General features: G+C 65.4%; 19 protein-coding genes and 1 tRNA gene. 8 read left to right on the top strand and 12 right to left on the bottom strand.

Features of this window, described 5'->3' with window-relative positions:
• Positions 1–112: 112 nt before the first annotated feature.
• Entirely contained in the window at positions 113–1,579 is a 1,467-nt protein-coding gene (locus CXY75_RS11510; RefSeq protein WP_104082956.1) for a glycoside hydrolase family 1 protein, read from the bottom strand.
• Between the two features lie 187 nt (positions 1,580–1,766).
• Between CXY75_RS11510 and CXY75_RS11505 the strand changes: the two genes are divergently transcribed.
• The 4 genes from CXY75_RS11505 to CXY75_RS11490 are packed head-to-tail and all read left to right on the top strand — an operon-like array spanning position 1,767 to position 5,993.
• Positions 1,767–4,049 carry a hypothetical protein gene (locus CXY75_RS11505; RefSeq protein WP_104082955.1) on the top strand — a complete coding sequence of 761 codons (2,283 nt, stop codon included), beginning with the start codon at positions 1,767–1,769 and terminating at the stop codon, positions 4,047–4,049.
• A gap of 26 nt (positions 4,050–4,075) precedes the next feature.
• The gene (locus tag CXY75_RS11500; protein ID WP_104082954.1) at positions 4,076–5,002 is read left to right on the top strand and encodes a Ppx/GppA phosphatase family protein; all 927 of its coding nucleotides are present in this window, start codon (positions 4,076–4,078) and stop codon (positions 5,000–5,002) included.
• A gap of 34 nt (positions 5,003–5,036) precedes the next feature.
• A complete protein-coding gene (locus CXY75_RS11495; RefSeq protein WP_104082953.1) occupies positions 5,037–5,588 on the top strand; it encodes a dihydrofolate reductase family protein in 552 nt (183 codons plus the stop codon).
• Positions 5,589–5,600: 12 nt separating this feature from the next.
• Positions 5,601–5,993 (top strand): RidA family protein, encoded by a 393-nt coding sequence (locus CXY75_RS11490; protein ID WP_104082952.1) that lies wholly within the window; start codon positions 5,601–5,603, stop codon positions 5,991–5,993.
• A gap of 173 nt (positions 5,994–6,166) precedes the next feature.
• Here CXY75_RS11490 and CXY75_RS11485 read toward each other — a convergent pair.
• The 7 genes from CXY75_RS11485 to hisS all read right to left on the bottom strand — a co-directional run bounded on the left by CXY75_RS11485 (position 6,167) and on the right by hisS (position 13,235).
• Positions 6,167–6,240, bottom strand: a tRNA-Leu gene (locus CXY75_RS11485).
• Between the two features lie 74 nt (positions 6,241–6,314).
• Complete coding sequence (locus CXY75_RS11480) at positions 6,315–7,802, bottom strand: NAD(P)/FAD-dependent oxidoreductase (RefSeq protein WP_104082951.1); 1,488 nt, start codon at positions 7,800–7,802, stop codon at positions 6,315–6,317.
• Positions 7,803–7,824: 22 nt separating this feature from the next.
• Positions 7,825–9,171: a S8 family serine peptidase gene (locus CXY75_RS11475; RefSeq protein WP_369826715.1), complete on the bottom strand. Its 1,347-nt coding sequence runs from the start codon at positions 9,169–9,171 to the stop codon at positions 7,825–7,827.
• Entirely contained in the window at positions 9,168–9,725 is a 558-nt protein-coding gene (locus tag CXY75_RS11470) for a DUF501 domain-containing protein (RefSeq protein WP_104082949.1), read from the bottom strand. Before CXY75_RS11470 ends, CXY75_RS11475 begins: the two co-directional genes overlap by 4 nt.
• Positions 9,722–10,354 (bottom strand): septum formation initiator family protein, encoded by a 633-nt coding sequence (locus tag CXY75_RS11465; RefSeq protein WP_233201854.1) that lies wholly within the window; start codon positions 10,352–10,354, stop codon positions 9,722–9,724. The genes CXY75_RS11470 and CXY75_RS11465 overlap by 4 nt, the downstream gene beginning before the upstream one ends.
• A 184-nt stretch (positions 10,355–10,538) precedes the next feature.
• Positions 10,539–11,819, bottom strand: coding sequence for a phosphopyruvate hydratase (eno, locus tag CXY75_RS11455; protein ID WP_104082946.1), 1,281 nt, complete (start codon positions 11,817–11,819; stop codon positions 10,539–10,541).
• 147 nt (positions 11,820–11,966) lie between these two features.
• Positions 11,967–13,235 (bottom strand): histidine--tRNA ligase, encoded by a 1,269-nt coding sequence (hisS, locus tag CXY75_RS11450; RefSeq protein WP_104082945.1) that lies wholly within the window; start codon positions 13,233–13,235, stop codon positions 11,967–11,969.
• A gap of 74 nt (positions 13,236–13,309) precedes the next feature.
• Between hisS and CXY75_RS11445 the strand changes: the two genes are divergently transcribed.
• Positions 13,310–14,311, top strand: coding sequence for an ABC transporter ATP-binding protein (locus CXY75_RS11445; protein ID WP_233201853.1), 1,002 nt, complete (start codon positions 13,310–13,312; stop codon positions 14,309–14,311).
• Positions 14,308–15,417 (top strand): ABC transporter permease, encoded by a 1,110-nt coding sequence (locus CXY75_RS11440; protein ID WP_104082944.1) that lies wholly within the window; start codon positions 14,308–14,310, stop codon positions 15,415–15,417. The genes CXY75_RS11445 and CXY75_RS11440 overlap by 4 nt, the downstream gene beginning before the upstream one ends.
• 120 nt (positions 15,418–15,537) lie before the next feature.
• On the opposite strand, the gene CXY75_RS11435 is transcribed toward CXY75_RS11440, so the two are convergent.
• Entirely contained in the window at positions 15,538–16,449 is a 912-nt protein-coding gene (locus CXY75_RS11435; RefSeq protein ID WP_104083051.1) for a MazG family protein, read from the bottom strand.
• A gap of 143 nt (positions 16,450–16,592) precedes the next feature.
• Between CXY75_RS11435 and nhaA the strand changes: the two genes are divergently transcribed.
• Complete coding sequence (gene nhaA, locus CXY75_RS11430; RefSeq protein WP_104082943.1) at positions 16,593–17,945, top strand: Na+/H+ antiporter NhaA; 1,353 nt, start codon at positions 16,593–16,595, stop codon at positions 17,943–17,945.
• Positions 17,946–18,401: 456 nt separating this feature from the next.
• Here the strand turns inward: nhaA and mfd are convergent, their stop codons facing one another.
• The 3 genes from mfd to CXY75_RS11415 are packed head-to-tail and all read right to left on the bottom strand — an operon-like array spanning position 18,402 to position 23,285.
• Complete coding sequence (gene mfd / locus CXY75_RS11425; RefSeq protein ID WP_104082942.1) at positions 18,402–22,031, bottom strand: transcription-repair coupling factor; 3,630 nt, start codon at positions 22,029–22,031, stop codon at positions 18,402–18,404.
• A gap of 13 nt (positions 22,032–22,044) precedes the next feature.
• Entirely contained in the window at positions 22,045–22,629 is a 585-nt protein-coding gene (gene pth / locus CXY75_RS11420) for an aminoacyl-tRNA hydrolase (protein WP_104082941.1), read from the bottom strand.
• A gap of 41 nt (positions 22,630–22,670) precedes the next feature.
• Positions 22,671–23,285 carry a 50S ribosomal protein L25/general stress protein Ctc gene (locus tag CXY75_RS11415; RefSeq protein WP_104082940.1) on the bottom strand — a complete coding sequence of 205 codons (615 nt, stop codon included), beginning with the start codon at positions 23,283–23,285 and terminating at the stop codon, positions 22,671–22,673.
• 270 nt (positions 23,286–23,555) lie between these two features.
• On the opposite strand from CXY75_RS11415, the gene CXY75_RS11410 reads away from it, so the two are divergent.
• Entirely contained in the window at positions 23,556–24,281 is a 726-nt protein-coding gene (locus tag CXY75_RS11410) for a FadR/GntR family transcriptional regulator (protein WP_104082939.1), read from the top strand.
• Positions 24,282–25,291: the final 1,010 nt, after the last annotated feature.

Below are 25,291 nucleotides of genomic sequence, written 5' to 3'. Positions count from 1 at the left end.
TCGCTGCCGATTCGAACGACGCCGCCCATGTCGGCGGGGAGCTGCTGATCATTGGGGCGTGGATTGTGGGAATCGTCGTGCTCGGGTCGGTAACGCGGCGGCGGCGCACGCCCTAGCGGTTCGCCAGGGCGTGCTGCAGCCAGCGGTAGCTCGATTTGGGGGTGCGCGTGCGGCGGTCGTTGGCGAAGTCAACGTGCACGAGGCCGGTCGGCTGGGTGTAGCCGGCGTTCCACTCGAACGCGTCGAGCAGCGACCAGAAGGCGACGCCAGCGAGGTCGATAGCGGCGGCAGGGGATCCGGAAGTCGTGGCGTCGAGGGCGGCAACGAGGTGTTCGGCGAGGTAGTCGATGCGGGCTGGATCGTGCACGAAGTGGCGGGCATCCGCTTGATCGAAGAAGGCGCCGCCGGCCAGCGACAGGTAGACGGGTGGTAGCGCGGGGTAGCGTTTGGCCAGTTCGGCGAGCGCGACGGCGACGTACTCGGGCGCGTTGACGGCGCCGGTGGCGGTGGTGGGGTGTTCGCGGAAGGGCTCGAGGTGGAACGGCCAGGACGTGACGGGGATCGGCTGCCCGTCTGGGGCCGTGAGCGTCGTCGGGCCGGCGGCGATGCGAGCTGGCTCGGTGTAGTTCACGCCGTAGAAGTCGAGCGGCTGGTGGATCGTGCGCAGATCGTCTGGGTCGGTCTCAAGCAGGGTGCGCAGCTCCACCGCGAACGGTTCGAGCGGGTCCGGATAGTGGCCGAGCAGCACGGGATCGGCGAACACGCGGTTCGCCAGCAGATCGTAGAGGGCGGCGTAGGAGCGGTCCTGATCCCGGTCGGTCGCCGACTGCACGGGAGTGTGGGTGTTCACGAGGCCGATGCGTCCACGCACGTCAGCGGCGCGCAGGCCTTGTACGGCCAGTCCGTGCGCGAGCAGCTGGTGGTGCACGGTGGGCAACGCGTCGAACAGCAGGGTGCGGCCGGGCGCGTGGATGCCGAGCGCATAGCCCTTGATGGTGACCGTGGCCGGCTGGGCGATGGTCACCCAGGCATCGATGCGGTCGCCGAACGCCTCTCCCACGGCGTTGACATAGTCGGCGAAACGGCCGGCGGTGTCGCGGTTCAGCCAGCCACCGCGGAGGGCCGCCGGAAGGTCAAAGTGCGAGAGAGTGGCGGTCGAACGGATGCCGTCGGCCAGCAACGCGTCGAGCAAACGGTCGTAGAACGCCAATCCATTGCGGTTCAGGGCACCCCGCCCCTCCGGCTGGAGTCTGGTCCAGCCGAGCGAGAACCGGTAGGAATCGACGCCGAGATCGCGCAGCAGGGCGGCATCCGTTTCGTAATTCTTGACGTGGTCGGTCGAGATGGACGCGTTCGACCCGTCGCGGATGCGACCGGGCTGTTGGCTGAAGGAGTCCCAGACGCTGTCGCCGCGGCCACCATCGCGGGCTGCACCCTCGATCTGAAAGGCGGAGGTAGCCACGGCCACCTCGAACCCGCCCGCAAGACGATCGCCGAACTCGCCGGCGCGGTGTTCCCAGTCCCGCGCGGCTACGGCGCGCGTCGAGAGTGATGTGGGGGTGCGAAGCGTGGGATTCATCGGGGTGCGGCTTTCTTCGGCGGTCTCATGCTGGGCATCCGCTTCGTATTAAGCGTGTCATGTTTATGAGCCGGCGGCGGCAGCAGACGTTGAAGCGCAAAGAATTCCCCCAGTTTGTTACTTTATGCGCGCGCGGGAGGTTGACTTTACCGCGCTCTCCCCCTCAAATTGGGGCAGGGGGTGAATCATGTTCGCATCAAATCGTGTCGCAGCGTCGGGCGCAGCGACACGCCAGCGACGCTCCCGCGGCTTGGCGGCCGTCACCACCTTGCTGCTGGGCTGTGCCATCGCCCTGTTTGCCCCCACGCTCTTCTCTGCCGAGGCCAGCGAGGCTCCGTCAGCCTCCGAGCCACCGGCCACGTCGCAGGCCACGACTTCGCTGCTCACGACGCCGGAACCTACTGCGACCGCGGAGCCAATTCCGAAGGCAGTACCGGAGGTTGCTGCCAGCCCAGCGATTACGAGCCCAGGCACCGGGCAGTTCATTGGCAGCAATAACACGAGCGTGTCGGGAACGAAGTCTGTCGACCAGGAGATTCAACTGCTGTCGCCGTTCGGCGCAGACCCCCTGTGCATCGTCGCCGACGCCACAACGTCGTGGAGTTGCGAGAACGTGTACCTGCCGGACGGTCCCACCATCACCCTGCGTGTCGTCGTGACCGGGGATTCGAGCCTGAGCGATGAGATGTCGGTCGCCGTGCTCGGCGCTCCGACGATGCTCGGCGGACGAACGAGCGACGTGTCAGACGGCTGGGTTCGCGGAACCGCATACCCGCAGGCCACCGTCACCGCGTCGCTGTCGAACGGGGCGCGCTGCACGAGCAGCGCCGACACCTCTGGAGCGTGGGCCTGCCTGTTTTCGGGCCTGGATGACGGCAGCTGGGACGTCACGGCGAGCCAGAGCACGACGTTCAGCAGCCCGTCGACGTCGAATTCGAGTGCACCAGTGACGATCGTGTTCGACGTGACAGCACCGGACGCCCCCGTCGTTTCGACTCCGAGCACCGGCGCTCAGATTCCCGTCACCGGCACCGAATACAGCGGCACCGGGGAGACGGGGGCCGTGGTCACGGTATTCGCCGGGCCATACTCGCTCTGCTCCGCGCCGGTGAACGGCACACTCTGGAGCTGTTCGGCCGGCGAAGTGGCTGCCGGGTCGTACTCGATCATGGCCGTTCAGCAGGACCCCGCCGGCAACGTCGGCCCGAGCAGCACGCCAATAGCGGTCAGCTACGTCGCTGCCACTACACCGACACCGACGCCGACCGCGTCCGCCGCGGCAACGCCACCGGGCACGCAACCGGGCACGCCGGCGCCGAGCGAATCGGCCTCGGCAACGCCGGACGACTCGGCGGTTGTGCCCGCTGTACCCGCCCCGCCGTCGTCAGGGCCTGATTCCGCGGAACCAACGCCGGACGATGCCACGGCAGCGCCGGAGCGGGAGGAGGCCGGGGCATCCGTTTTTCGTGACCAGTGGAACGATCCAACGCGTTTCGCCGCGACCATCGGCCCGACAGCAAACGGTTCACCGTTTCCGTGGATGCAGGCCGCGCTGCTCGCCCTCGGGGCGATGCTGCTCATCGCCCTGCCGCTGCGGATGCTGGCCGGCACCATTTCGCGCGCGCGCGGCGGACGACCGCTTGGGCCGCTGCCGTCATTGGCGGGGCGTAATCGGGAAAAGGAAGAATTTGAGGTGGCACCGACCGTGAAACTGAACCGGTGGACGCGCGGCGGCGCGGCGCTGGTGGCTGCCGCTACCTTCGTGATGCTTTCCGGGCCGGTCGTGGATCAGCCCGCCTACCTGCGACTGCTCGCTGGGGTGATTATCGGTCTGGTTCTGGTCAATGCGGTCGCCATTCTGGTGCCGCTCTGGTGGAGCTCACGGGTGCTCGGCCTGCATGGATCTGCCACATTTCTGCCGCGCTACCTGCTGATTATTGCGGCTGCCGCGATCGCGTCCCGACTGTTCGACGTGCACCCCGCTCTGCTCTTCGGGCTGCTCGGCAGTGTCATGCTGACCGCCAAAACGGATGCTGCCGGCCAAGCCGGCGCGCAGCCAACGCCCGCGCAGAGCGGCCAGCTCGCCCTGGTTCGCGTCGGCAGCCTAATAGTCCTCGCCGTTCTCGCCTGGTCGCTCGGGGCGCTGCTGCCGAGCCCGACCGATTTCGTGACCTCGCTGGCCGCGGAGACGGTCAACACGATCGTGCTCACTTCGATCGGCTCGGCCGTACTCGTGCTGGTGCCGGTCGGACACACCAGCGGACGAAGCATGCTCGCCTGGTCATGGCCGCTCTGGACCAGCCTGACCGTGCTGACCTACACACTGCTGTTCGGAGCTCTCGCGCCGGTCGTTGAGCAGCTGCAGAGTGACGGCGGCGCAACGGTGCTCTGGATTGTTGCCGCGGCCTTTGCCACGCTGTGCGGCAGCGTCTGGGTGTGGCAGCGGTTCGTCGCGCCGAACCAGCGCTAGACCGCTGCAGGCTGTATCGTGCACATGTGCGCCTAGGAGTTCTCGACGTCGGTTCGAATACCGTCCACCTGTTGGTTGTCGACGCGCACGAAGGCGCTCCGCCCGTGCCGATGGCCGCCGACAAGAGCGTGCTGCGCCTCATGCGCTACATCACGCCGGACGGCGCGATCAACGACGAGGGCGTCGCTGCGGTGCTGTCCGCCGTGCAGCATGCAGCGGATGTCGCCCAGCAGCACAACATAGACGAGCTGCTGCCCTTCGCCACCTCGGCGCTACGCGACGCGACTAACGGGCCCGAATTGCTCGTCCGAGTCGAACGCGAGACCGGTGTTGCCCTGCAGGTATTGTCGGGCGAAGACGAGGCCCGGCTGACTTTTTTGGCGGTTCGGCGCTGGTATGGCTGGTCGGCCGGCAACATTTTGCTGTTCGACATTGGTGGCGGCTCGCTGGAGATCGCTGCCGGCGGCAGCGAATTTCCCGAGGTCGCCCTGTCGCTTCCACTGGGCGCTGGTCGCAGCACGATCGGATTTCTGCACCACGATCCGCCGCTGCCGGACGAGGTGTCTGCGTTGCGGCAGCACGCGGCATCCGTTTTGCGAGAGGCCGTCGGCTCCTTCTCGCAGTTGCCCGCCCCGCACCACATTGTCGGCTCGTCGAAGGCGATTCGCTCGCTGGCCCGTCTGGCCGGCACGACCTCGGATGGCGTCGGCGCCACCGACCGGCTGCGGCTGGGCCGTACCGAGCTCAACGATTGGGTGCCGCGCCTCGCTCGCATTCCGGCGGAGGCGCGCCCTGCACTGCCCGGAATCACGGCCGACCGCACATTTCAGATCGTCGCTGGCGGCATTGTTCTTGGCGCTGCGATGGCGGCATTTGGGGCCGCTGAGCTCGAAGTGTCGCCGTGGGCGCTACGGGAGGGGGTCATCCTGCGTTACCTCGACCGACTGCGCTAGCCGTTTACATTCATCGATCCTAGGAGAGATTCGCATGCGAAAACTGACCGCCGGCCTATTCATGTCGCTCGACGGCGTCGTGGAGTCGCCAAACTTGTGGCAGTTCGACAGCTTCGACGAAGAACTCGGCGTCGAAATGAGCGCCATGATGACACGGGTCGATACCGTACTTCTCGGCCGCGTCGGCTACGAACAGTGGGCCAGCTATTGGCCGAATGCCGACAAGGATGACCCGTTCGGTGCCTTCATCAATCCCGTTCCCAAGTTCGTCGCGTCCCGTACCCTCACCGGTGACCTGGCTTGGCAGAATTCCACGCTCATTCCGGGTGATGTGAACGAGTTCGCGACCGAGCTCAAGAACACCGCAGGCGGCGAGATTTCAGTGGTCGGCGGAATTTCACTGGTGCGCCATCTGCTGTTCGCTGGCCTGCTCGACTCCCTCACCGTGATGATGCACCCCGTCATCGCTGGCGAGGGCCGACATTTGTTCGAGCCGACCGACCCGGTGACCCGGCTGACGTTGCAGACATCTTTGATGACGAGCAAGGGAAATGCCCTGCTTACCTACGGCATGCGCACGAGCTGACGGGACAGTACCGTGATTTCGTACCCCACACCGATCGACCCGCCCGAACTTTTTCAGAGCCCAGCCTTTGCCCAAGGCATGATTGCTCCCGCTGGACGCACACTCTATGTCGGCGGGCAGAATGGAACGGACAGCACTGGCGCCCTGGCCGACGGGCTCGGAGCGCAAACCGCACTCGCCCTGCGCAATGTGCTCGCCGTGCTTGCTGAGGCCGGAAGCAGTCCGGAGCACGTGGTCAAACTGACCATTTATCTCGCGACCGGCATCGACCCGGGGGAAGCGTACGCCGCCACCGCTACGGTGTGGGGAGACCGCCGCACCGCCGTCAGTGTGCTCGCTATCACTCCGGCACGGCCCGGCGCTCTCGTTGAGATCGAGGCCGTGGCGGCAGTTCCCGATAACTGAGGCAACCGCGGGGCGGGGCGTTACCGTGTTTCGCGAACTGCCACAGATGCCCCCTACGCTCGCGCGACCCGCCATTAGTGGCATCTCGCGGGCGCTCCGACGCGAATGCCAGCCGTTCCGAGGACTCCGTTTTCTCAGAACCTGCAGAAAATGGTGTCAGCAACTACAACCAGTGCCCCCACTGGGACTTGAACCCAGACTGTGACGATTTTAAGTCGTCTGCCTCTGCCAATTGGGCTATGGGGGCGTGCCCGAAGACGGACGGTTAAAGCATAGGTGCTGCCGGACGATGGAATCGCCCCGCAGCACCTACCGCGACAACTACTTCGAAGCGGATGCCTCAGCGGCCGACTTCTCGGCGACGGGCGCCGCGGTCGTGGAAGCGGCTTCTGCAGCCTTCACCGCGGGCTTGCGCGGTGCACGGGGCGCACGCGGAGCCGCCGGAGCCTTGGCGGCGGGCGCGGCAGCCGGGGCTGCGGCGGGAGCTGGCGGCTTGGGACGTGAAGCGAACTCGACGAACGTGGCGCGCGGGTTCTCGGTGGCGCTGAGCGAGACGGCGTCGCGACCGAGGAAGAAGTTATTCACCCAGCCCCAGACCACGCGCAGCTTGCGCTCCCAGCTCGGCATGGCCAGACCGTGGTATCCGCGGTGCGCGAACCAGGCCGGCAGGCCCGTCATCGCGAACTTGCTGTTCTGGAACACTCCAATGCCAACACCGAGTCCGGCGACGGCGCCCAGGTTCTTGTGGAAGTACTGCACGGGCGCTTCGCCCCGGAGCACGGCGACGATGTTCTTGGCCAGCAGCTTGCCCTGACGAACAGCGTGCTGGGCGTTGGGCACGCAGTTGCCGCCGACGCCGCCGCCACTCAGGTCGGGAACGCAGCTCACATCGCCGGCGCCCCAGGCGTCAACGATGATGTCGTCTTCGGTTCCGACACGGAGGTCGGCGCGAACCTGCAGGCGGCCACGCTCTTCGATGGGAAGGTCGGTGTGACGCACGATCGTCGGGTTCGCCATGACGCCAGCGGTCCAGACGATGAGGTCGGTTTCATAGGTCTCTCCGGTGGAGAGCTCAATCTTGCCGTCGACCGCGCTGGTCAGCTGGGTGTCGAGGTGAATCTGGGCACCGCGGCCAGCGAGGTTGTCGATGACCCAGAGGCTTGTCTTGAGCGAGACCTCCGGCATAATGCGGCCCATCGCCTCGATGAGGTGAAAGCTGGTGTCATCGAAGCTGATCTCGGGGTACAGGGTGAGCAGCGAGGTAGCGAACGAGCGCAGCTCGGCGAACACCTCGATGCCGGCGAAACCGCCACCGACGACGACGAAGGTGAGCAGACGATCGCGCTCTGGGCCGGCCGGCAGCGCGGCTGCCCTGTCGAAGTTGGTCAGTACGCGGTCGCGGATCGCGACGGCCTCTTCGATGGTCTTGAGGCCGATCGCCTGGTCTGCAACGCCCGGAATCGGGAATGTGCGCGACACGGCCCCAGCGGTGACCACGATGATGTCGTACTTGAACTCGTACGGCTCGCCGGTGGGCGGGGTGATCGTGGCGGTCTTCTCGGCGTGATTCACGTGAGTGACCTTGGCGGTGACGACGTTGGTCTTCTTGAGGTGACGGCGGTGCGACACGACCGCGTGACGCGGTTCGATGGAGCCGGCAGCGACCTCCGGCAGGAAGGGCTGGTACGTCATGTATGGCAGCGGGTCAACCATGGTGACATCGGCTTCGCCGGATCGCAGCCACTTCTCGAGCTTCCATGCCGTGTAAAAACCGGCGTAGCCGCCACCAACAATGAGAATTTTGGGCACGATGAGAAGGCCTCCTACAGAATTATGACGGTGCGAAATCTTTGGGGTTGGGTCGAATTCGCTTGAAGTGCCGGGAGGCCCCAATGCCTACCAGCGTTACTAGGATACCAAACCCCACGAGTACAGCGAGCGGCAGACTGATATAGGTCAATGTCAGTTGGTTCGGGACCCAGGCGGTGAGCACGTTTTGGGCAGGTAGTGCCGGGTCAGCTGCTGCGGCGACCGGCGCCTCGGCCACCGGAGCCTCGGTCGGAACCACCGCAATCTCGGCGCGGCGGTGGAGCGTGATCCACTCCGTGAGCAGCTCGGTGGGGGTCGCCCCGGTCGCCGGCGCTACATAGCGGGTAACGGCGGCGGCGGCATCGATCAGGCCGTTGCCATAGATCGGGCTCGGCACTGAATGCCCGTTCGGGTTGGCCGTGGCGATGATCCGATTCATGACGCCGGCGGCATCCAGATACGGATAAGCGGCGCGCACCAGGGCCACGAGACCCGACACGAGTGGTGTCGCAGCACTCGTACCGTCCCACTGCACGTACGTCGAATCGGGCAGCACCCCGACCAGTTTCTCACTCGGTGCGGCGACGGCGATGGTGATGCCCTGCGACGATGCGTCAAAGCTGGCCGATTTGTTGCGGTCAACGCCGGCAACGGTCAGCACGCCCGGGATGGTGGCAGGGGCCCCGACCTCTGTGGTGCCACTCCCCCGGTTTCCGGCGGCGGCCACGACGACCACATCGTTCTTGAAGGCATAGAGAAAAGCATCGTCCCAGCTCTCCGGCCAGTACAGCGTGTTACGGGTGAGCGACATGTTGATCACGTCCGCCCCGTTGTCGACGGCCCAACGGATGCCCTGAGCGATCTGGTCGTCGTTGCTCACGGCGGAACGAGTGCTGCCAAACCCAACCGACACAGCCAAAATGGATGCCTCCGGCGCAACGCCGATCAGACCGGTACCCTCTCCGGTGCCGCGACCGGCCAGAAGCGAGGCAACCAGGGTGCCGTGTTCGCCGTCATCATCGTCGCCGGCGACCGGGGTTTGTCCGTCGGCGGAGCCGAGCCCTGAGACATCCGTTCCCCCGATGACAACGCCGGCCAGCTCGGCGACGCTGCCGTCGATTCCGGAATCGATGACGGCGACCGTGACGCCGGCTCCCCGGGTGGTGTTCCATGCCTCGGTAAAGCCATAGTCGGTGAGCCAATACTGCAAGTCACGAATCTGGTCGGCCTGGGCTGCCGTCGCGTCGAGCAGGACGGAGCCAGCAACGGTGCCGCCAAACAGCGTCGTGGCCAGCGCGAGCCCGACGGCCGCCGTGACTCGACTCCCCCTCACCCGACGCCGACTGACCCGTTGCGCTGTCTGGGTCACGCCGAAACCGGCCCGGCCTCGATGGGCGGTGGCACCGCGGCCTCGATAGAATAGTCCAGACACTCGCAGACCGCGGGCGACCAGGTGGCGCGTTCCAGCGCGAAGTCGCCGATCGGATTCACGCCGGGACCCGCCGCGAGGGAATGTGCGGCGAGGGCGTGCAAGCATTTGACCCGACTGGGCATGCCGCCAGAGGAGATTCCGGCGATTTCCGGAACACTGCCGAGCTGGTCTCGGTCGAATAGAAAGCTGTCGTGCGCGGCCTGGTAGGCGGCGCGCACCTCGTCATCGTCGGCGAGCAGGTCGTTGTATTCGTTCATGACCTGGGTAGCCTCCAGCGACGAGATCGCTGCGGTGGCCGCGGGATGGCAGAGGTAGTACAGGGTGGGAAATGGGGTGCCGTCGGCGAGCCGCGGCGCGGTAGCAACGACGGTCGGTGCACCGCAGACGCACCGGGCGGCAATGCCGACCACGTTGCGGGCCGGGCGCCCGAGCTGGGCAGAGACAAGGTCGATGTCGGCCGCGGTGAAGGCGTCGAACGGCGGCCGGGTCACGGCGCCACCGTTTCGGGGGTGTCGGATTCCGGTGTTAATGTGGCCGGTGTTGATGTGGATGGCGCTGCGGCTTGCGGCGCGAGGCCAACGGTCATGGTGGAGGCGAACAAGGAACCCAGCCAATCAATCTTGGTGCTTTGGATATTGCTGCTGACCGGGGCGGCATCCGCTTCACGTGCGGCCACCACCGCCAGGTCGTTATAGACGAGAAAACTGATATCGCCTGGCATCACGTACGACAGTCGTTCGCGCGCCTGGGTGGTGACATAGGTGCGGTCGTTCCAGCGTTCGCGTTGGCTGTTGAGCCGGTCGACTTCGCTCTGCTGGTCGGCAACGGTCACGCTCAGCTGGCTGATCTGCTGCCGCTGCTCGGCGTAGGTACGCAGGCTCGGTGCAAGAATCACGACGGCAAGCACCAGAATGACCATCATCACGAGCGAAAAACCCGAAAAGCGGATGCCGCGCAGCCAGCCGCCGGTGGGTGTTTCCGTCGCCGAGACCCCAGGTTGCCGCAGGACTGGTTGCCGCTGGGCCTGCGGGCGTTGGGCCTGGACCGACTTGGCCTGGCCCGACTTGGCCTGGCCCGACTGGGGCTGGGACGACGTCTGCTGAGGTCGCTTCGGCGCCATCACGGCTCCTTTCACTGGTCGGCCTACTGATCGGTCATACTCGTCGGTACGTGTGGTGGATACTGCTGAAAATGCTACCAAGCGAAAGCTGTGGGCCCCCGACCAACCGAAACAATCGGTGATCGAGGACCCGATGACGCTACTGCTGCTTAGTGCTCTGGTGTTCGTGTGGTGTTGGTATCAACTACGCGATGAAGCGGGGAAACGCGGTGCGGCCAGCGTAAACCGCGCCCTCGCCGAGTTCTTCTTCGATGCGCAGAAGCTGGTTGTACTTGGCAACGCGCTCGCTACGGGCCGGGGCGCCAGTCTTGATTTGACCGGCATCCGTTGCCACTGCGAGGTCGGCGATGAAAGTGTCTTCGGTCTCGCCCGAGCGGTGCGAGATGATCGCGGTGTAGCCGGCGCGCTGGGCGAGGGAAACGGCATCCATTGTCTCAGTCAGGGTGCCGATCTGGTTGACCTTGACCAGAATCGAGTTCGCGGCCTTAAGCTCGAGGCCCTTGGCCAAGCGCACGGGGTTGGTCACGAACAGGTCGTCTCCAACAATCTGTACCGCGCCGCCGAGTTCGGTGGTGAGGTGCACCCAGCCATCCCAGTCGTCTTCCTGCAGCGGGTCCTCGATCGATACCAGGGGGTAGTCGGTGACGAGCTTGGCGTAGTAAGAAACGAGTTCCTCGGCGGAGAGCTTCTTGCCCTCGAAGTTGTAGCTGCCGTCCTTGAAGAATTCGCTCGCAGCGACATCGAGGGCAAGGGCGATGTCCTTTCCGGGAACGTAACCGGCGTTTTCGATTGCTTCCACGATGAGGTCGAGCGCTGCCCGGTTGCTCGGTAGGTTGGGGGCGAATCCGCCCTCGTCGCCGAGGCCGGTGGACAGGCCCTTGGACTGCAGCAGCGCCTTGAGGCAGTGGTAGACCTCGACGCCCCAGCGCAGGGCCTCGCTAAACGACTCGGCGCCGAGCGGAACGATCATGAATTCTTGGATGTCGACATCGTTGTCGGCGTGCGATCCGCCGTTGATGATGTTCATCAGGGGCACCGGCAGGGTGTGTGCGTTCGGGCCACCGAGGTAGCGGAACAGCGGCAGTCCGGCCGAGCTGGCGGCGGCCTTGGCCACGGCCAGGCTCACGCCGAGGATGGCGTTGGCGCCGAGGCGTTCCTTGTTGTCTGTACCGTCGGTTTCGATCAAGACGAGGTCGACGATGCGCTGGTCGGTCGCGTCGATGTCTTCGACCGCTGGGCCAAGGTCGTCAATGACGGCTTCGACGGCCTTGAGCACGCCCTTGCCCTGGTAGCGGGCCTTGTCGCCGTCGCGCAGCTCATAGGCCTCGAACACGCCGGTAGACGCGCCGGAGGGCACAGCGGCACGGCTGACCGTTCCGTCGCCGAGCAAAACCTCGACCTCGATGGTGGGGTTGCCTCGGGAGTCGAGAATTTCGCGTGCGTCTACTGCCTCAATTAGGGCCACAACTGTCTCCTGTTTTGTCGGGATTAACGCCTGGTTGGACGTCGGGGTATGCGTCATGTGAAAGGTCGGGGTGCACCGGTGATCCGAGCAAATTCAGTCTAACCACAGCGTCAGACACGGTCGCTCGCTCGCTCGCCAGAGCGCAGGTCAGGCGCCTAGCGGCTTGAAGTCGAGATCGTCGACCGATGCGGTGTCGGCCATGACAAACGCGAACCGCCCATAACCGGCCTCGCCCGCTCGGTCGAGCAGCGCCTTGAGGTTCTTGGTGCGGCGCTCAAGCCGTACGCGCAGCCCGGTGGCCACGAGGTCACGCTTGAGGGCGACCAGGCCGGCCGGATCGGCGTCTTTGTCGTGCACGAGCACAACGGCCAGATCAGCGGATGCTGCATCCGCTTGTAGCAGGTCAACGATGCGTTCGAAACCGATCGAGAATCCGCAGGCCGGCACGTCGGTGCCGAGGAAGCGACCGATCATGCCGTCGTAGCGTCCGCCGCCGCCCAGCGAATAGCCGAGATCGGGGTGCGAGATTTCGAAGATGGTGCCGGTGTAATAGCCCATGCCGCGCACCAGGGTGGGGTCGAAGATCAGGTCAACGCCGGGCAGGGCTTCGCGCAGGGCGGCCAGGTCGGCGAACGCTGCGGGGTCAAGCCAGGCCGGTGCGCTGCCGCCCGAAGCGTCGTCGCCGAGGGCCCAGCCACCGGTGCCGAGCTCGGTGAGCAGGGCGGCGAGGCCCGGAGCATCGATGCCGAGGGCGCCGAGCTCGGTGGCTACGCCGTCGACGCCGATCTTGTCGAGCTTGTCGATCACGATCAGCGCCCGCTCGGTCAGCTCGGCGGCGACGCCCCAGTGGGCGAGAAGGGCACTGAGGATGCGGCGATCGTTGATGCGGATCGAGCAGCCCGTCAGCCCAAGCTTGGCCAGCGTCGCGGCCGTCGCTGTGATCAGTTCAATTTCGGCGAGCGCGCCCGCTTCGCCAATGATGTCGATATCGCACTGCATGAACTGGCGGTAGCGGCCCTTCTGCGGGCGTTCGGCTCGCCAGACCGGTGCGATCTGAATCGAGCGGAACACGGTGGGCAGCGCTGCGCGGTGGGTCGCATAAAAGCGTGCCAGCGGAACCGTGAGGTCGAATCGCAGTCCGAGGTCGGCCAGGGAGAGGAGGTCGTCCTGCTCGGCGGCGACCGCGACATCCGCTGGGCTGAGCCCGCGTTTGAGCACCGCGAAGGCGAGCTTCTCGTTGTCGCCGCCGAGGCCGGAGTGCAGGCGGGCGGAGTCTTCCATGACCGGGGTTTCGATCTCGTCGAAGCCGTGCGCACGAAAACTCTCGCGGATGATGCCGAGTGAGCGTTCACGCAGGGCCTTATCGGCGGGGAGAAAATCGCGCATGCCGCGCGGCGGGGTCACTGCAATAGCCATGCTGCAATTCTCTCAGCATGCCGACGGCGCGATTCACCGCCGCCCAAATAAGCCTGACCCGTAGACTCAGGGGCATGCCATTCACGACAGCACCGGGCCCGTCTGCGGCACGGTCGAGCTGGATCGAACCGACCGGAATCGTGGTCAGCGGGGTGAGCCGGTCGTTTGGCAGTGTCTTGGCGGTGCTCGATGCCACGCTGACCGTTCCGGCCGGGTCGGTCACGGCGCTAATCGGGCCAAACGGCTCGGGTAAGACGACGCTGCTGCTCATGCTGGCGACGCTGCTCACCCCGGATGCCGGCATCATTCGGATCAACGGTTTCGACCCGGCGACCGAGCCAGAACGCGTACGCGCCCTGATGGGATGGATGCCGGACACCCTCGGTTCCTGGCCGAGCCTGAGCGCCCGCGCCGCTTTGCAGACCACCGGGCGCATGTACCGGATGACCCGCGAACAGGCCGCTGTGCGCGCCGACGAACTGATCCGGTTGACCGACCTCACTGATTTCGCCGACCGACCGTCGCGGGTGCTCTCCCGCGGTCAGAAGCAGCGCCTGAGCCTGGCGCGCGCCCTCGTGCACTCCCCCAGCGTGCTCCTGCTCGACGAGCCGGCCTCTGGCCTCGACCCGGCGGCCCGCGCGGCGCTGCGCCAGCTGCTCCGTCGCCTGGGTGGCGATGGCACCGCCATTCTGGTGTCGAGCCACGTTCTGGCCGAACTCGACGAGATGGCCGATGCCGCGGTGTACCTCGCCGCTGGGCGCACGGCCAGCCCGGAGCAGGTCGCGGCGGCGGGCGCGAGCGCGCGAGCCTGGCGCATCCGTTCACTGGACGAGACTGCGCTGGACCGTGCCCTCGCCGCTCCCGGCGTACTCGGAGCGCTCGTCATGGTGCTCGGCGTCGACAAGCTCGGCACGCTGGTGCAAGTAGAGAACGAGGCCTCGGCCGCCGCCTTGCTGCACAACCTCGTGCTGAGCGGCGTTCCGGTCTGCGATTTCGGACCGGCCGTCGGCAATCTCGAGCACACCTTTCTCGACCTCACGCGGTCGACCATCATTGACTCGGAGGCGCGAGAATGACCGACTCGCGGGTGTTCCTTTCCGGGCTCTGGCTCATCGTCACCCTCGAGCTTCGTCAGCGAGTGCGCGGCCCCTCCTGGTATGTGTTGTTGGGCCTCTTCATGCTGCTCGTTGGTATTGTCACGTTTTTGCTCTGGTTGGCGACCTCGGCCTGGCTCTCCGGCGGCGGCGGGGTGTTTTCGACCATCATCTTTTTCGTGCTGTTGCTCGGCACCCTGGTATCGCCAGCGCTCTCGGGCAATGCCGTAAACGGCGACCGGGATGCCGGCACCCTCGCCACGACGCAGGTCACGCTGATCAGTACCGGGCAGCTCGTGTTCGGCAAGTTTCTGGCCGCCTGGATCACGGCCCTGGCCTTTCTTGCGGCGGCCCTGCCATTTCTCATCTTCGCCGTCGTGCTCGGCGAGGTCTCGCTCGGCACCATCACCGTGTCGGTGCTCGTGCTCGCGGCCGAGCTTGGCGTGATCGCGGCCATCGGGGTTGGACTCTCCGGCATTTTGACCCGTCCACTATTTTCGATCGTGGTGACCTACCTCGTCGTTGCGGCGCTCAGCCTCGGCACGCTCATCGCATTCGCCCTGCTCGGCACCGCCACCCAGCAGCAGGCGACGAACGTGAGCTACCAGGTCGTGTCATCGACCTTTGATGAGGCCACCGGCAAACAGTTGAACATTGTCTGTTCCACCGCGCAAACCACGACTTCCAACGTGCCACGCTTCGACTACTACTGGTTCTTTCTGGCTGCCAACCCCTACGTGGTGGTGGCAGATGCCGCTCCCGGCAGTTTCAATGATGCTGGCTACCCCACCGACCTGTTCGGCCAGATTGCCGTCGGCGCGCGCAGCGCACAAGTGCCCCCGAAGTTGTACACCGAATACAACGGATGCGACGAGGCCGCAACGAGTAGCTACGACGAGCGTGGAGCCTTCTCGGGTCAAGCCTTCGAGCAGCCGCCAACCGCGCAGGAGACCTACAACAGCGCAGCACCGAGCTGGTTCATCGGCCTGGCCATGCACCTCGTACTAGCGGTGGCCGCCCTAACCTGGGCCTGGCGCCGCACCCAAACCCCCACGGCCCACCTCCCCGCCGGCAGTCGCATCGCCTAAACCCCCCTCCTCCCTCACTCCCCCTCCCTCCCTCCGTTCCGTTCCGCGAAAGCGGGAAAATTGCTGCTTCAGTACCAGCGAAGCAACACTTTTCCCGCTCTCGCGTGATGTCCGAGAGAGTTAGGACGGGAGGGCGATTACGCCGGCGTCGAAGGACTCGTCCAGCGGCACCTCGGCTCCGCGAATCTCACCCTGCAGGTCGCGCACGGCGGCACGCAGGGCGCGCTCGGCGTCGAGGCCCTGGGCGCGAGCGGAGGCCACGATGGCCAGTAGCAAGGGGCCCAGATCGGCTTCGGACTCAATCGGAAGCGGGAAGCCGGCATCCGCTTCGATCAGGCCAATCTTCTCGGCCCGGCCCAACACCTTATCGGCCAGGGCGAGCGCCGGCATGCCGGCCGGAATGCCGTCGAGCACGCTCGTGCGACCCGGCTTCTCCGCGGCCTTGAAACCGTCCCAGGCCGCCGAGACCGCCTCAGCGGTATCGAGCGTGACATCGCCAAACACGTGCGGATGCCGCCCGACCATTTTCTCGGTCAGGCGAGCGGCAACATCCTGAATATCGAAGTTCTCCTCCGGCGTGTTCGCGGCGAGATCGGCGTGAAAGAGCACCTGGTAAAGCACATCGCCGAGCTCTTCGAGCAGGTCGTCGCGGCTGCCCTGTTCAATCGCCTCGATCAGTTCGTGGGTCTCCTCGACCAAATGACGCACCAGCGAAGCGTGAGTCTGGTCGGCGTCCCACGCGCATCCGTCTGGGGCGCGCAGCCGGGCGACGGTTGCGATCAGGGTGTCGAATGCGCTCGGGGCGTCGAGGGTACTCGGGGTGTCGAGGGTGCTCGGGGTGTCGAGGGTGCTCGGGGTGTCGAGGGCGCTGGGGGTGTCGAGGTTGCTGGGTCGCACCGGTGTTTCGCGAGCGGATGCCGGCTCAATGCCGTGCTCGTCGGCCTCCGGCGCTGCGCGGGTCACGTCGGCCGATGCCGCGCGCGACGGCGCGGATTCCCGTGCCGGGGCGGATGAAAACAGCGGATTCGTCATGGTCTGCACTCCTGGATCGGTTGCTCCAATCGTACGGGCGGCCACCCGATGATCGCTCAGCTACCTGGTGTATTCTGGATTAAGGTGAGCCGGGAAGTCTGGTCGGCAGTTGCTTGTGCGCGCCCAAAGACCAGAGGATTTTTATGACTGAACCATCCCGAGTGCCCACCCCATCGACCGCCACCGTGCTTCGTCGCGGTAGCCACCGCGAATTCGTGCGCATCTCCGCCATTCTTCGCAAGGAAACCGTCGGTGGTGCCATTCTGCTGGCCGCTACCGTGGCCGCGCTGATCATGGCCAATTCCGGATTCTCGGATGCCTATTACGCCTTTCGTGACTTCAAGATCGGCTACGAGCCCTGGCACCTCGAGCTGAGCCTCGGCGCCTGGGCTGCCGACGGCTTGCTGGCGATCTTCTTCTTTCTGGCCGGCCTCGAGCTGAAACGCGAATTCGTGGCTGGTGACCTGCGCAGTGTGAACCGGGCCATCGTTCCGGTGGCCGCAGCGGTTGGTGGCGTCATCGTTCCGGCGGTCATCTACACCCTGATCAACCTCGACTCCGGCGCCGAAACACTGCGCGGCTGGGCAATTCCCACCGCGACCGACATTGCGTTCGCCGTGGCCGTTCTCGCCGTCATTGGATCGAAGCTTCCGCCCGCGCTGCGCATCTTTCTGCTGACCCTCGCCGTGGTCGACGACCTCCTCGCCATCGCGATCATCGCCTTCTTCTACACCACCGGCATCGCCCTGCTGCCACTCGTGCTAGCCCTGGGACTCCTCGTGGTGTTCTGGGTGTTGACGCACAAATTCTCCTACTTCTTTGGCACCAGGGCCTGGGCAGCATGGACGGTGCTGCTGCCTCTCGGCTTCATTGTCTGGGCGCTCGTGCATGATTCCGGCGTGCACGCGACCGTGGCCGGCGTGCTCCTCGGCTTTGCAGTGCCGGTGCTGCGCAGCAAGCGCGGCGGCGGGCCAGACGCCGGGCCGGGCCTAGCCGAAACCCTGGAACATCGCATCCGTCCGCTCTCCAGCGGAATCGCCATTCCGGTGTTCGCGTTCTTCTCGGCCGGTGTCACCATCGGCGGGGCCGATGGCCTGTACCGGGCACTCACCGACCCGGTAGCACTGGGCATCGTCATCGCGCTCGTCGTCGGCAAGCCCATTGGGGTTTTGCTCGCGACCTTCATCGTGACCAAAACCACGCGGGCGGCGCTCGACCCCGACCTGGCCTGGATCGACGTTACCGGCGTTGCCCTGCTGGCAGGCGTCGGCTTCACCGTGTCGCTGCTGATCAGCGAGCTCGCCTTCGGCCAGGGCAGCCCCCACGACGACCACGCCAAGGTCGCCATCCTGGCCGGTTCTCTCATTGCAGCACTGCTGGCCACGGTTATCCTGCGCATACGCAACCGGCATTATGGGCGCATCGCCGAGAAGGAAACTGTCGACAGTGACAACGACGGCATTCCAGATGTCTACGAGCAGGAACAGACGCGCTAGCGCCCGACGCTTGGCCTGGCGGGAGTCGCTTGGTCTAGGAAACCCGGGCACCACGCCGGTTGCACGCGCGGGAGTCGCGCCAGTGCGCGCGACGTACGCCAGTGCGCGGGAGTTCGGGCCTGGCCAGAACCCCCGCGTAGCTCGTCGCGCGGGACTTGCGGCGCTGCGCGGGAGTTGGGCCTCCCGCGTAGCGGCACAACTCCCGCGCAGCACGTAGTGGAGGCACCTGACCCGCCGTCGCACTCAGAACAGCGCCATCCAACCGACGTATTGAGCCGCTTTGCACTCAAGCTGGCCGCCGACCTACGCGGCCGTGACTCTGAAGCCGGCCATCCAGCATCCGCAAACCGGTCACGCCAGTCGATGGTGATCTCGGCAGACTCGATCAGCGGATGGAGACATCCGCAAACCGGTCACGCCAACGGCCTTCCGTGCGCCGCAGAATGCGCGGTGAAGCTACGCCTTCGCGGCAACGGCCGGAACGGCCGGCGGGAAGATCGCGGCGAGCAGCGTCTTGGTCCACTCGATCAGGGCGTTGTCATCGAGCGGCTCTCCGTTTGGCCTGGGCATCGGCACGCTCAGCGCCCCGGTGGCCGACACGTAACGTGAGCCGGGATACATCCGCTGCAAACGGATTTGAATGGAGTCGGCCAGATCGGCCGGTGCGACCCGCAGGTTCGACCCCATAGCGACAACCTCGCTGAGGTTCGCCTGCTGGGCAAGCCAGCGCAACCGCGACACGGCCACCAGGTTCTGCACCGGCAGGGGCGGTTCGCCGTAGCGGTCGGTGAGCTCCTCGAGCACCAGATCAATCTGGTCGTCGGTCGCCGTCGGCGAACTCGCGCTAGAAAGCTTCTGATACGCCTCGAGGCGCAGGCGCTCACTGTCGACGAAGTCGTGCGGAATGTGCGCGTCGACCGGTAGCTCCAGCCGCAGCTCGGTCTGCCCGTCGGCGACATCGCCGCGGAACGTCGACACGGCCTCACCGATCATGCGCAGGTACAGGTCGAAGCCCACACCGGCGATGTGCCCGGCCTGCTCGCCGCCGAGCAGGTTGCCGGCGCCACGAATCTCGAGGTCCTTCAGCGCGACCTGCATACCGGCACCGAGCTCGTTGTTCGCCGCGATCGTGGCAAGCCGGTCGTGCGCGGTCTCCGACAGCGGCTTGTTCTCGTCGTACAGAAAATAGGCGTAGGCCCGTTCGCGCCCACGCCCCACCCGGCCGCGCAACTGGTGCAGCTGACTCAGACCGAACTTGTCGGCTCGGTCGATGATGATGGTGTTGGCGTTGTTGATGTCAAGGCCGGTCTCGATGATCGTGGTGCAGACCAAAATATCGAACTTACGCTCCCAGAAATCCCCAACGACCTGCTCCAACTGCGCCTCCGGCAGCTGCCCGTGCGCGATCGCGATGCGCGCCTCCGGCACGAGCTCGGCGAGCTCCGACGCGATGCGGTTAATGCTCGTGACCCGGTTGTGCACGAAGAAAATCTGGCCCTCGCGCAGCAGCTCCCGACGGATGGCCGCGGCCACCTGCCGCTGCGAATACGGCCCCACAAAGGTCAGAATCGGGTGCCGATCCTCGGGAGGGGTGGCCAGGGTCGACATTTCACGAATGCCGGTGACCGCCATCTCGAGCGAGCGCGGGATGGGCGTCGCGCTCATCGCGAGAATATCAACGTTGGTCTTAAGCTTCTTGAGGGCGTCCTTGTGCTCAACACCAAAGCGCTGCTCCTCGTCGATGATGACCAGGCCGAGGTCCTTGAAGATAATCGACGGTGACAGCAGCCGGTGCGTGCCGATGACTACGTCGACGGTGCCGTCGAGCATGCCGGCGATCGTCTCCCGTGACTCCTTGTCGGTTTGAAACCGCGACAGGGCACGCAGGTGAATGGGAAATCCGGCAAAGCGTTCCTTGAAAGTTTCCATGTGCTGGCTGACCAGAAGCGTCGTCGGAACCAGCATGGCGACCTGCTTGCCGTCTTGCACGGCCTTGAACGCGGCGCGAATGGCGACCTCGGTCTTGCCGAAACCAACGTCACCGCTCAGCAGCCGGTCCATTGGAATGGGCCGTTCCATGTCGGCCTTGACCTCATCAATCGTGGTGAGCTGGTCGGGGGTCTCCACGAACGGAAACGCCTCTTCGAGCTCGCGCTGCCACGGCGTATCCGGCCCGAAGGCGTGGCCCCTGCTGGCCATCCGCGCCGAATACAGTTTGACCAGTTCGACGGCAATGTCCCGCACGGCCTTGCGCGCCTTGCTCTTCGCACTCGACCAATCGCTGCCGCCCATCTTGCTCAGCGTCGGCGCCTCACCGCCGACATAGCGAGTGACCAGGTCAAGCTGGTCCGTCGGTACGTACAGCCGGTCGCCGGCGTGACCGCGCTTCGACGGCGCATATTCGAGCACAAGGTATTCGCGAGTGGTCTTGACCGGATTGCGCCCGCCGCTCGACACCTCACGCTGGGTCAATTCGAGAAAACGGCCAATACCGTGCGTCTGATGCACGACGTGGTCGCCGGCCACGAGCTGCAGTGGGTCGACGACGTTTTTACGGCGGCTGGCGAGCTTCTTAATCTGCCGCGCCGAGTAGCCGACGGTGCGCCCATAAAATTCGCTCTCGCTCATCAGCGACAGCTTGCTGGTCGGCAGCTCAAAACCCTGATCGACGGATGCCTTCAGCAGGTAGGCAATACCCGGTTCCGGCTCCAGCGGCCACACGTCGACGACCCGCGCCGGAAGCTCGCGCTCGGCCAACACCTGCGCCGCCCGCTCGACCAGCCCAGCCCCCTGGGCGACGATTCCGACGACCCAGCCGTCGTGCAACCGGGAGGCAACGTGACCCACGGCGCCATCGACGCTGCCGGCAAAGGTGGGAACGGCATCCGCTTCGATGCGAATGGTGAGCAGGTCGTCTATTTCACGATGTTCGGGCAATACCGGCGCGTCCGTCGGCGCGGCCTGAAATGTGCTCAACGTCCACCAGTTGTGACCGGATGCTGGCGCGCCGGGAGCTGAGTACTTCACGCTGTCGCGCAGGCGGCCGAGGGTGAGAAAATCGCCCGATTCGAGGTCGATCGGGGCATCGGCACCGGCCGTGGCCGCGCTCCAGGCGGCCCCCAAAAACTCGCGGTTGGTTTCGGCGAGGCTGATCGCGCGGCTCGCGACGCGCTCGGGCGAGATCACGGCAACGGCGGCATTGCTCGGCAGGTAGTGAGTGACCGGAACGAGCCGGTCGACCAGCGCCGGCGCGAGGCTTTCCATGCCCTCGACCGGAATACCCTCGGCAATCTTGGCCAGCAGGCCGGCCAGGCTCGGAAACTCGTGCTGCATCTCGCGGGCGCGCTGCCGCACGGCAGGGCTCAGCAGCAGTTCCCGGCTCGGCGGTAGGCTGACCGATTCGACCGGTTCGGGCAGCGAACGCTGGTCGGCGACACTGAACAGGCGAATCTGCTCGACCTCATCACCGAAGAATTCGACTCGGTAGGGGTGCGAAGCGACCGGCGGAAACACGTCGAGAATTCCCCCGCGCACGGCGAATTCGCCGCGCCGGGTAACCATGTCGACCCGGGCGTAGGCCACATTGACCAGCTGCAGCACGATCGCCGCGAGGTCGTGGCCGCGCGCTCCGACCGTGAGCTCGATCGGTTCATAGTCGGTGAGGTTGTCGGCGACGGGTTGCAGGGCGGCGCGCACCGACGCAACAACGATAAGCGGATGCCGCGTGGCCGGGTCGGCCTCCTGCCACTCGCGCATGCGGCGCAGAGCGTGCAGGCGCTTGCCGACGATTTCGGCGCTCGGGCTGAGGCGTTCGTGAGGCAGGGTTTCCCAGGCCGGAAAGTCGACGATTTCGGCGCTCGTGGCGAAGCAGCCGAGGTTCTCGCGCAACGCCTCTGACTCGCGGCCGGTCGCGGTGATCACGAACAGGGCCTGGGCATCATCGCGGCGCAGGTCGAGCAACGCGGCGAGCAGCGGGGCACGCAGGCCCTCGGTCAGACTGAAATCAGCGTCCCGGCTGGCGTAGGCGAGGGCGTTGTCGAAGGTGGAGGCGCGTGCAAGCGCTGCGATTAAGCCCTGAAGGATCACTAAACGAGTCTACCTATGACGGCGAGTGGAACTTCTGCTGGGCCGCGACGACGCCGTCGCTGGCGATCATCTCGATCGCATCGGCGGCATCCGCTATTAGATTGGGCAGAATGCTACGCTCGGCGGTTGCGAAGTCGTGCAGCACGAAGTCGGCCGCATTCTGGCGGCCGGGCGGCCGGCCGATGCCCATCCGAATGCGAATGAACTCATTGCTGCCGGTGGCGGCGATGATGTCACGCAGGCCGTTGTGCCCGCCGTGACCGCCGCCGACCTTGATCTTGAGGGTGTCGAAGGGCAGGTCGAGGTCATCGTGCACGACGATGAGCCGGGTGATGGGCAGCGAGTAGAAGCGCAGCAGGGCGGCGACCGGGCTGCCGGAGACGTTCATGAACGTGGTCGGTTTGGCCGACACCAGTTTGGGGCCGCCGGGTGAGAGCCGACCCTCGGCGACCAGGGCAGCCGTTTTGTGGCGCTTGAAATTTGAGGTGAGCCGGTCGGCCACCTCGCCCGTCACCATCTGTCCGACGTTGTGGCGGTTGCCGGCGTAGTCGGGCCCGGGGTTGCCGAGCCCGACTACGAGCCACTGGTTCGCGTCCAGGGGAATCCTCCGTGTGAACGGGAACCAGTTGACGATGGCTACTACGCGGCGGGCGTTGCGGCCGGGGTACCAGCCGTAATGACCTCGGTCTCGTCGGACTCGTCCTCGCCACGCGGCGTGTGAACGTAGACGACGAGGGTATCGGGGTCAGAGACGAGTGCTGCGCCGGCGGGCAGCGCGACATCCTTGGCGTGCACCTGAGCGCCATCTTCGAGGCCCTCGATCGACAATACGAGGTTCTCGGGAATGTCGGTGGCTTCAACCTCAAGCAGAAGCGCCTTGGTGTCGAAGTCGGCGATGGTGCCGGGGAACGATTCGCCGGTCATGTGCACGGGAACCTCAACCTGAACCTTTTCACCCTTGCGCACGACGATGAGGTCGATGTGCTCGATGATGGCCTTGACCGGGTCCTTCTGCACGTCCTTGACCAGCACGAGCTGCTTGGCGCCGGCAATGTCGAGTTCGAGGATCATGTTCTTACGACGCAGCAGCAGGCCGATGCGGTGCGAGGGCAGCGACACGTGCACCGGCTCGGTGCCGTGGCCGTAGATGACGGCCGGGATCAGGCCGAGCACGCGCAGCTTGCGGGCCGCACCCTTGCCAAAGTTTTCGCGCAGTTCAGCGACGACGGCATTTACTTCTTTTTTAGTAGCCATGGTGTTTCTCCTAGCGGGTATAAGACCCAGATGTGGGTTTTCGGGCCAAGGTCCGAAGGTGGGATGTTGATTCAACTCGAACGCATGTCAGCGTGAGGAAAAGCCCAAGGCCTTTTCGCCGCGTCGATAACGGATGCCGTCGGTCCTGATTCAGACCGGCAGATCCCTCGCCGAAGTTCAATTATTCAGCTTACACAGTTTGGGCAGCGCCAGCGAGCCCGGCGTGTCGTTCAGGGCAGCTGTACCGCTCCAGTCCGTTAGTGTCGGAGCATGCCATTCAGCCTGCACAATCGCGTGGTCGACGCTGTAGGCACTCCAATAGTTGACGGTCGCACGCCGGCCGGAACTGTCATGCTGTCCGAACATATTGAGCGGTCACAGGGCGTCAGCCGATCGGTCGTGCGCGAAGCCGTGCGCGTGCTCGCCGCGATGGGACTGGTCGAATCGGTCAAACGGATCGGCATCCGAGTGCGACCGCAATCGGGGTGGAATGCCTTTGATCCGGTACTCATTCGCTGGCGCCTGGCCGGGCCGGATCGGGGCGCGCAGCTGCGGTCGCTGTCCGAGTTGCGGGCATCCGTTGAGCCGATGGCCGCCGAGCTCGCCGCTGCGCACTGCCCCCAGCAGATGTCGGGCGAACTCATGAGCGTGGCCGCGCAGATGCGCACCGTTGGGCGCTCGGGCGACCTCGATCGCTTTCTGGCCCTCGACATCCACTTTCACCGGCTGGTACTGCATGGTTCGGGCAATGAAATGTTCGCCAAGCTCGACGAGGTGATCGCCGCCGTACTTTCCGGCCGCACCGGCCTCGGCCTCATGCCAGCCCACCCGCACGAGACCGCGCTGCAATGGCACGTCGACGTAGCCGACGCCATCCAGGGCGGCCATCCGCTTCGCGCGCGTGAATCGATGGAACTTATAATGCGCCGCACCATTGCCGAGGTGGAAGCGTCGTGGGCCGACACGCCCCGCATGTTCTTCGCGGCCACCGACTAGGCAAACTATCGGCCAAGTCCGAGATTTTCGCTTGTACATCGAGCCAGAGAGCAAAACCACTGGGCCACGCCTAAATTATTCCTACTCCCCCGCCGATAGTTGCGGCGACGGCCGCACTCGCAAGTGAGATTGCCAGCCAGCACATGCCCTGCGAGTCTGCGGTCTAGCTTGCGGAAGCATTTGTTACCCGGGCTTGCTGTCGCCGTAGCCCCATAGCCCCATAGCCCCATAGCCCCATAGCCCCATAGCCCTGACCATGCGGGGTTAGTCAGTTTACGCGGCGAAATTCTTAGAGTTCTCCTGTCCTGCGTCGGGAGTCCGTTGTCGACGTTGTACCCCGTTGCCCGCCTGCGAAAACAGCCGCGTCTCGTTGGATCGAGCTCGCCGAGCCCCGCAGACCAACGCAGCGTGCCTGCGCAATCCTCTCCTCCCCGCTGGCAGCGCTTGTCGACCGCCACAGACCGTGGCCGGCCGCCTGCAAAATCCGCCCATCCCCGTTGATCGAAATCTCGACAGGCTCACCCCCAGGCTTGCGCACGAAACCGCCGCGGACCAACGCTGGCTATCCGCGAAACCCGTCCATATTCGTTGGCCGAGCGCGCCGAGACCACCATCGACGAACGTAACCGGGTCTGGAACACAGCGTTCATGCTCGCCCGAGAGCCTCAGCATGTGAATCATCTACCCCACTAATCAAGTGTCGAAGTCGGGGTCTCGCCAGTAGTGGAACGGTGGTTGGCGCTCAGGGTTGAGGTGACGGTGGATCGTCATTCCTGAGACGCCGAGGGCCTTGGTGATTTGGGTGGAGTTTCTCGCCGCTGCGAGCGTGTCGGGTGTGACGGCGGTTGCGCGCTCATTGACCCTGCGTGTGCGTGTTCGGTGGCGAGGACGGCGAGGAAGTCTCAGAGTGTCTTGCGAACGATCATTACCGAACGCCACGCGCCAGAAACCTTTGCGTCGCATATTTGACTAATTCACAAGCCTGTGAGAGGTGCCACCCCGCACATCCA

Origin of the sequence: Cryobacterium sp. Y11 (genome assembly GCF_002929535.1) — a bacterium.
Taxonomy (GTDB): domain Bacteria; phylum Actinomycetota; class Actinomycetes; order Actinomycetales; family Microbacteriaceae; genus Cryobacterium.
The sequence above is the reverse complement of the archived record's forward strand: the minus strand, read 5'-3'. Positions and strand labels throughout refer to the sequence as shown.

Coding starts and splice junctions, on each gene's coding strand:
- CXY75_RS11510 (WP_104082956.1), bottom strand. CDS start 1,579: ATGAATCCCACGCTTCGCACCCCCACATCACTCTCGACGCGCGCCGTA.
- nhaA (WP_104082943.1), top strand. CDS start 16,593: ATGACTGAACCATCCCGAGTGCCCACCCCATCGACCGCCACCGTGCTT.
- CXY75_RS11435 (WP_104083051.1), bottom strand. CDS start 16,449: ATGACGAATCCGCTGTTTTCATCCGCCCCGGCACGGGAATCCGCGCCG.
- CXY75_RS11495 (WP_104082953.1), top strand. CDS start 5,037: ATGCGAAAACTGACCGCCGGCCTATTCATGTCGCTCGACGGCGTCGTG.
- CXY75_RS11415 (WP_104082940.1), bottom strand. CDS start 23,285: ATGGCTACTAAAAAAGAAGTAAATGCCGTCGTCGCTGAACTGCGCGAA.
- CXY75_RS11465 (WP_233201854.1), bottom strand. CDS start 10,354: ATGGCGCCGAAGCGACCTCAGCAGACGTCGTCCCAGCCCCAGTCGGGC.
- hisS (WP_104082945.1), bottom strand. CDS start 13,235: ATGGCTATTGCAGTGACCCCGCCGCGCGGCATGCGCGATTTTCTCCCC.
- CXY75_RS11440 (WP_104082944.1), top strand. CDS start 14,308: ATGACCGACTCGCGGGTGTTCCTTTCCGGGCTCTGGCTCATCGTCACC.
- CXY75_RS11410 (WP_104082939.1), top strand. CDS start 23,556: ATGCCATTCAGCCTGCACAATCGCGTGGTCGACGCTGTAGGCACTCCA.
- CXY75_RS11505 (WP_104082955.1), top strand. CDS start 1,767: ATGTTCGCATCAAATCGTGTCGCAGCGTCGGGCGCAGCGACACGCCAG.
- CXY75_RS11445 (WP_233201853.1), top strand. CDS start 13,310: ATGCCATTCACGACAGCACCGGGCCCGTCTGCGGCACGGTCGAGCTGG.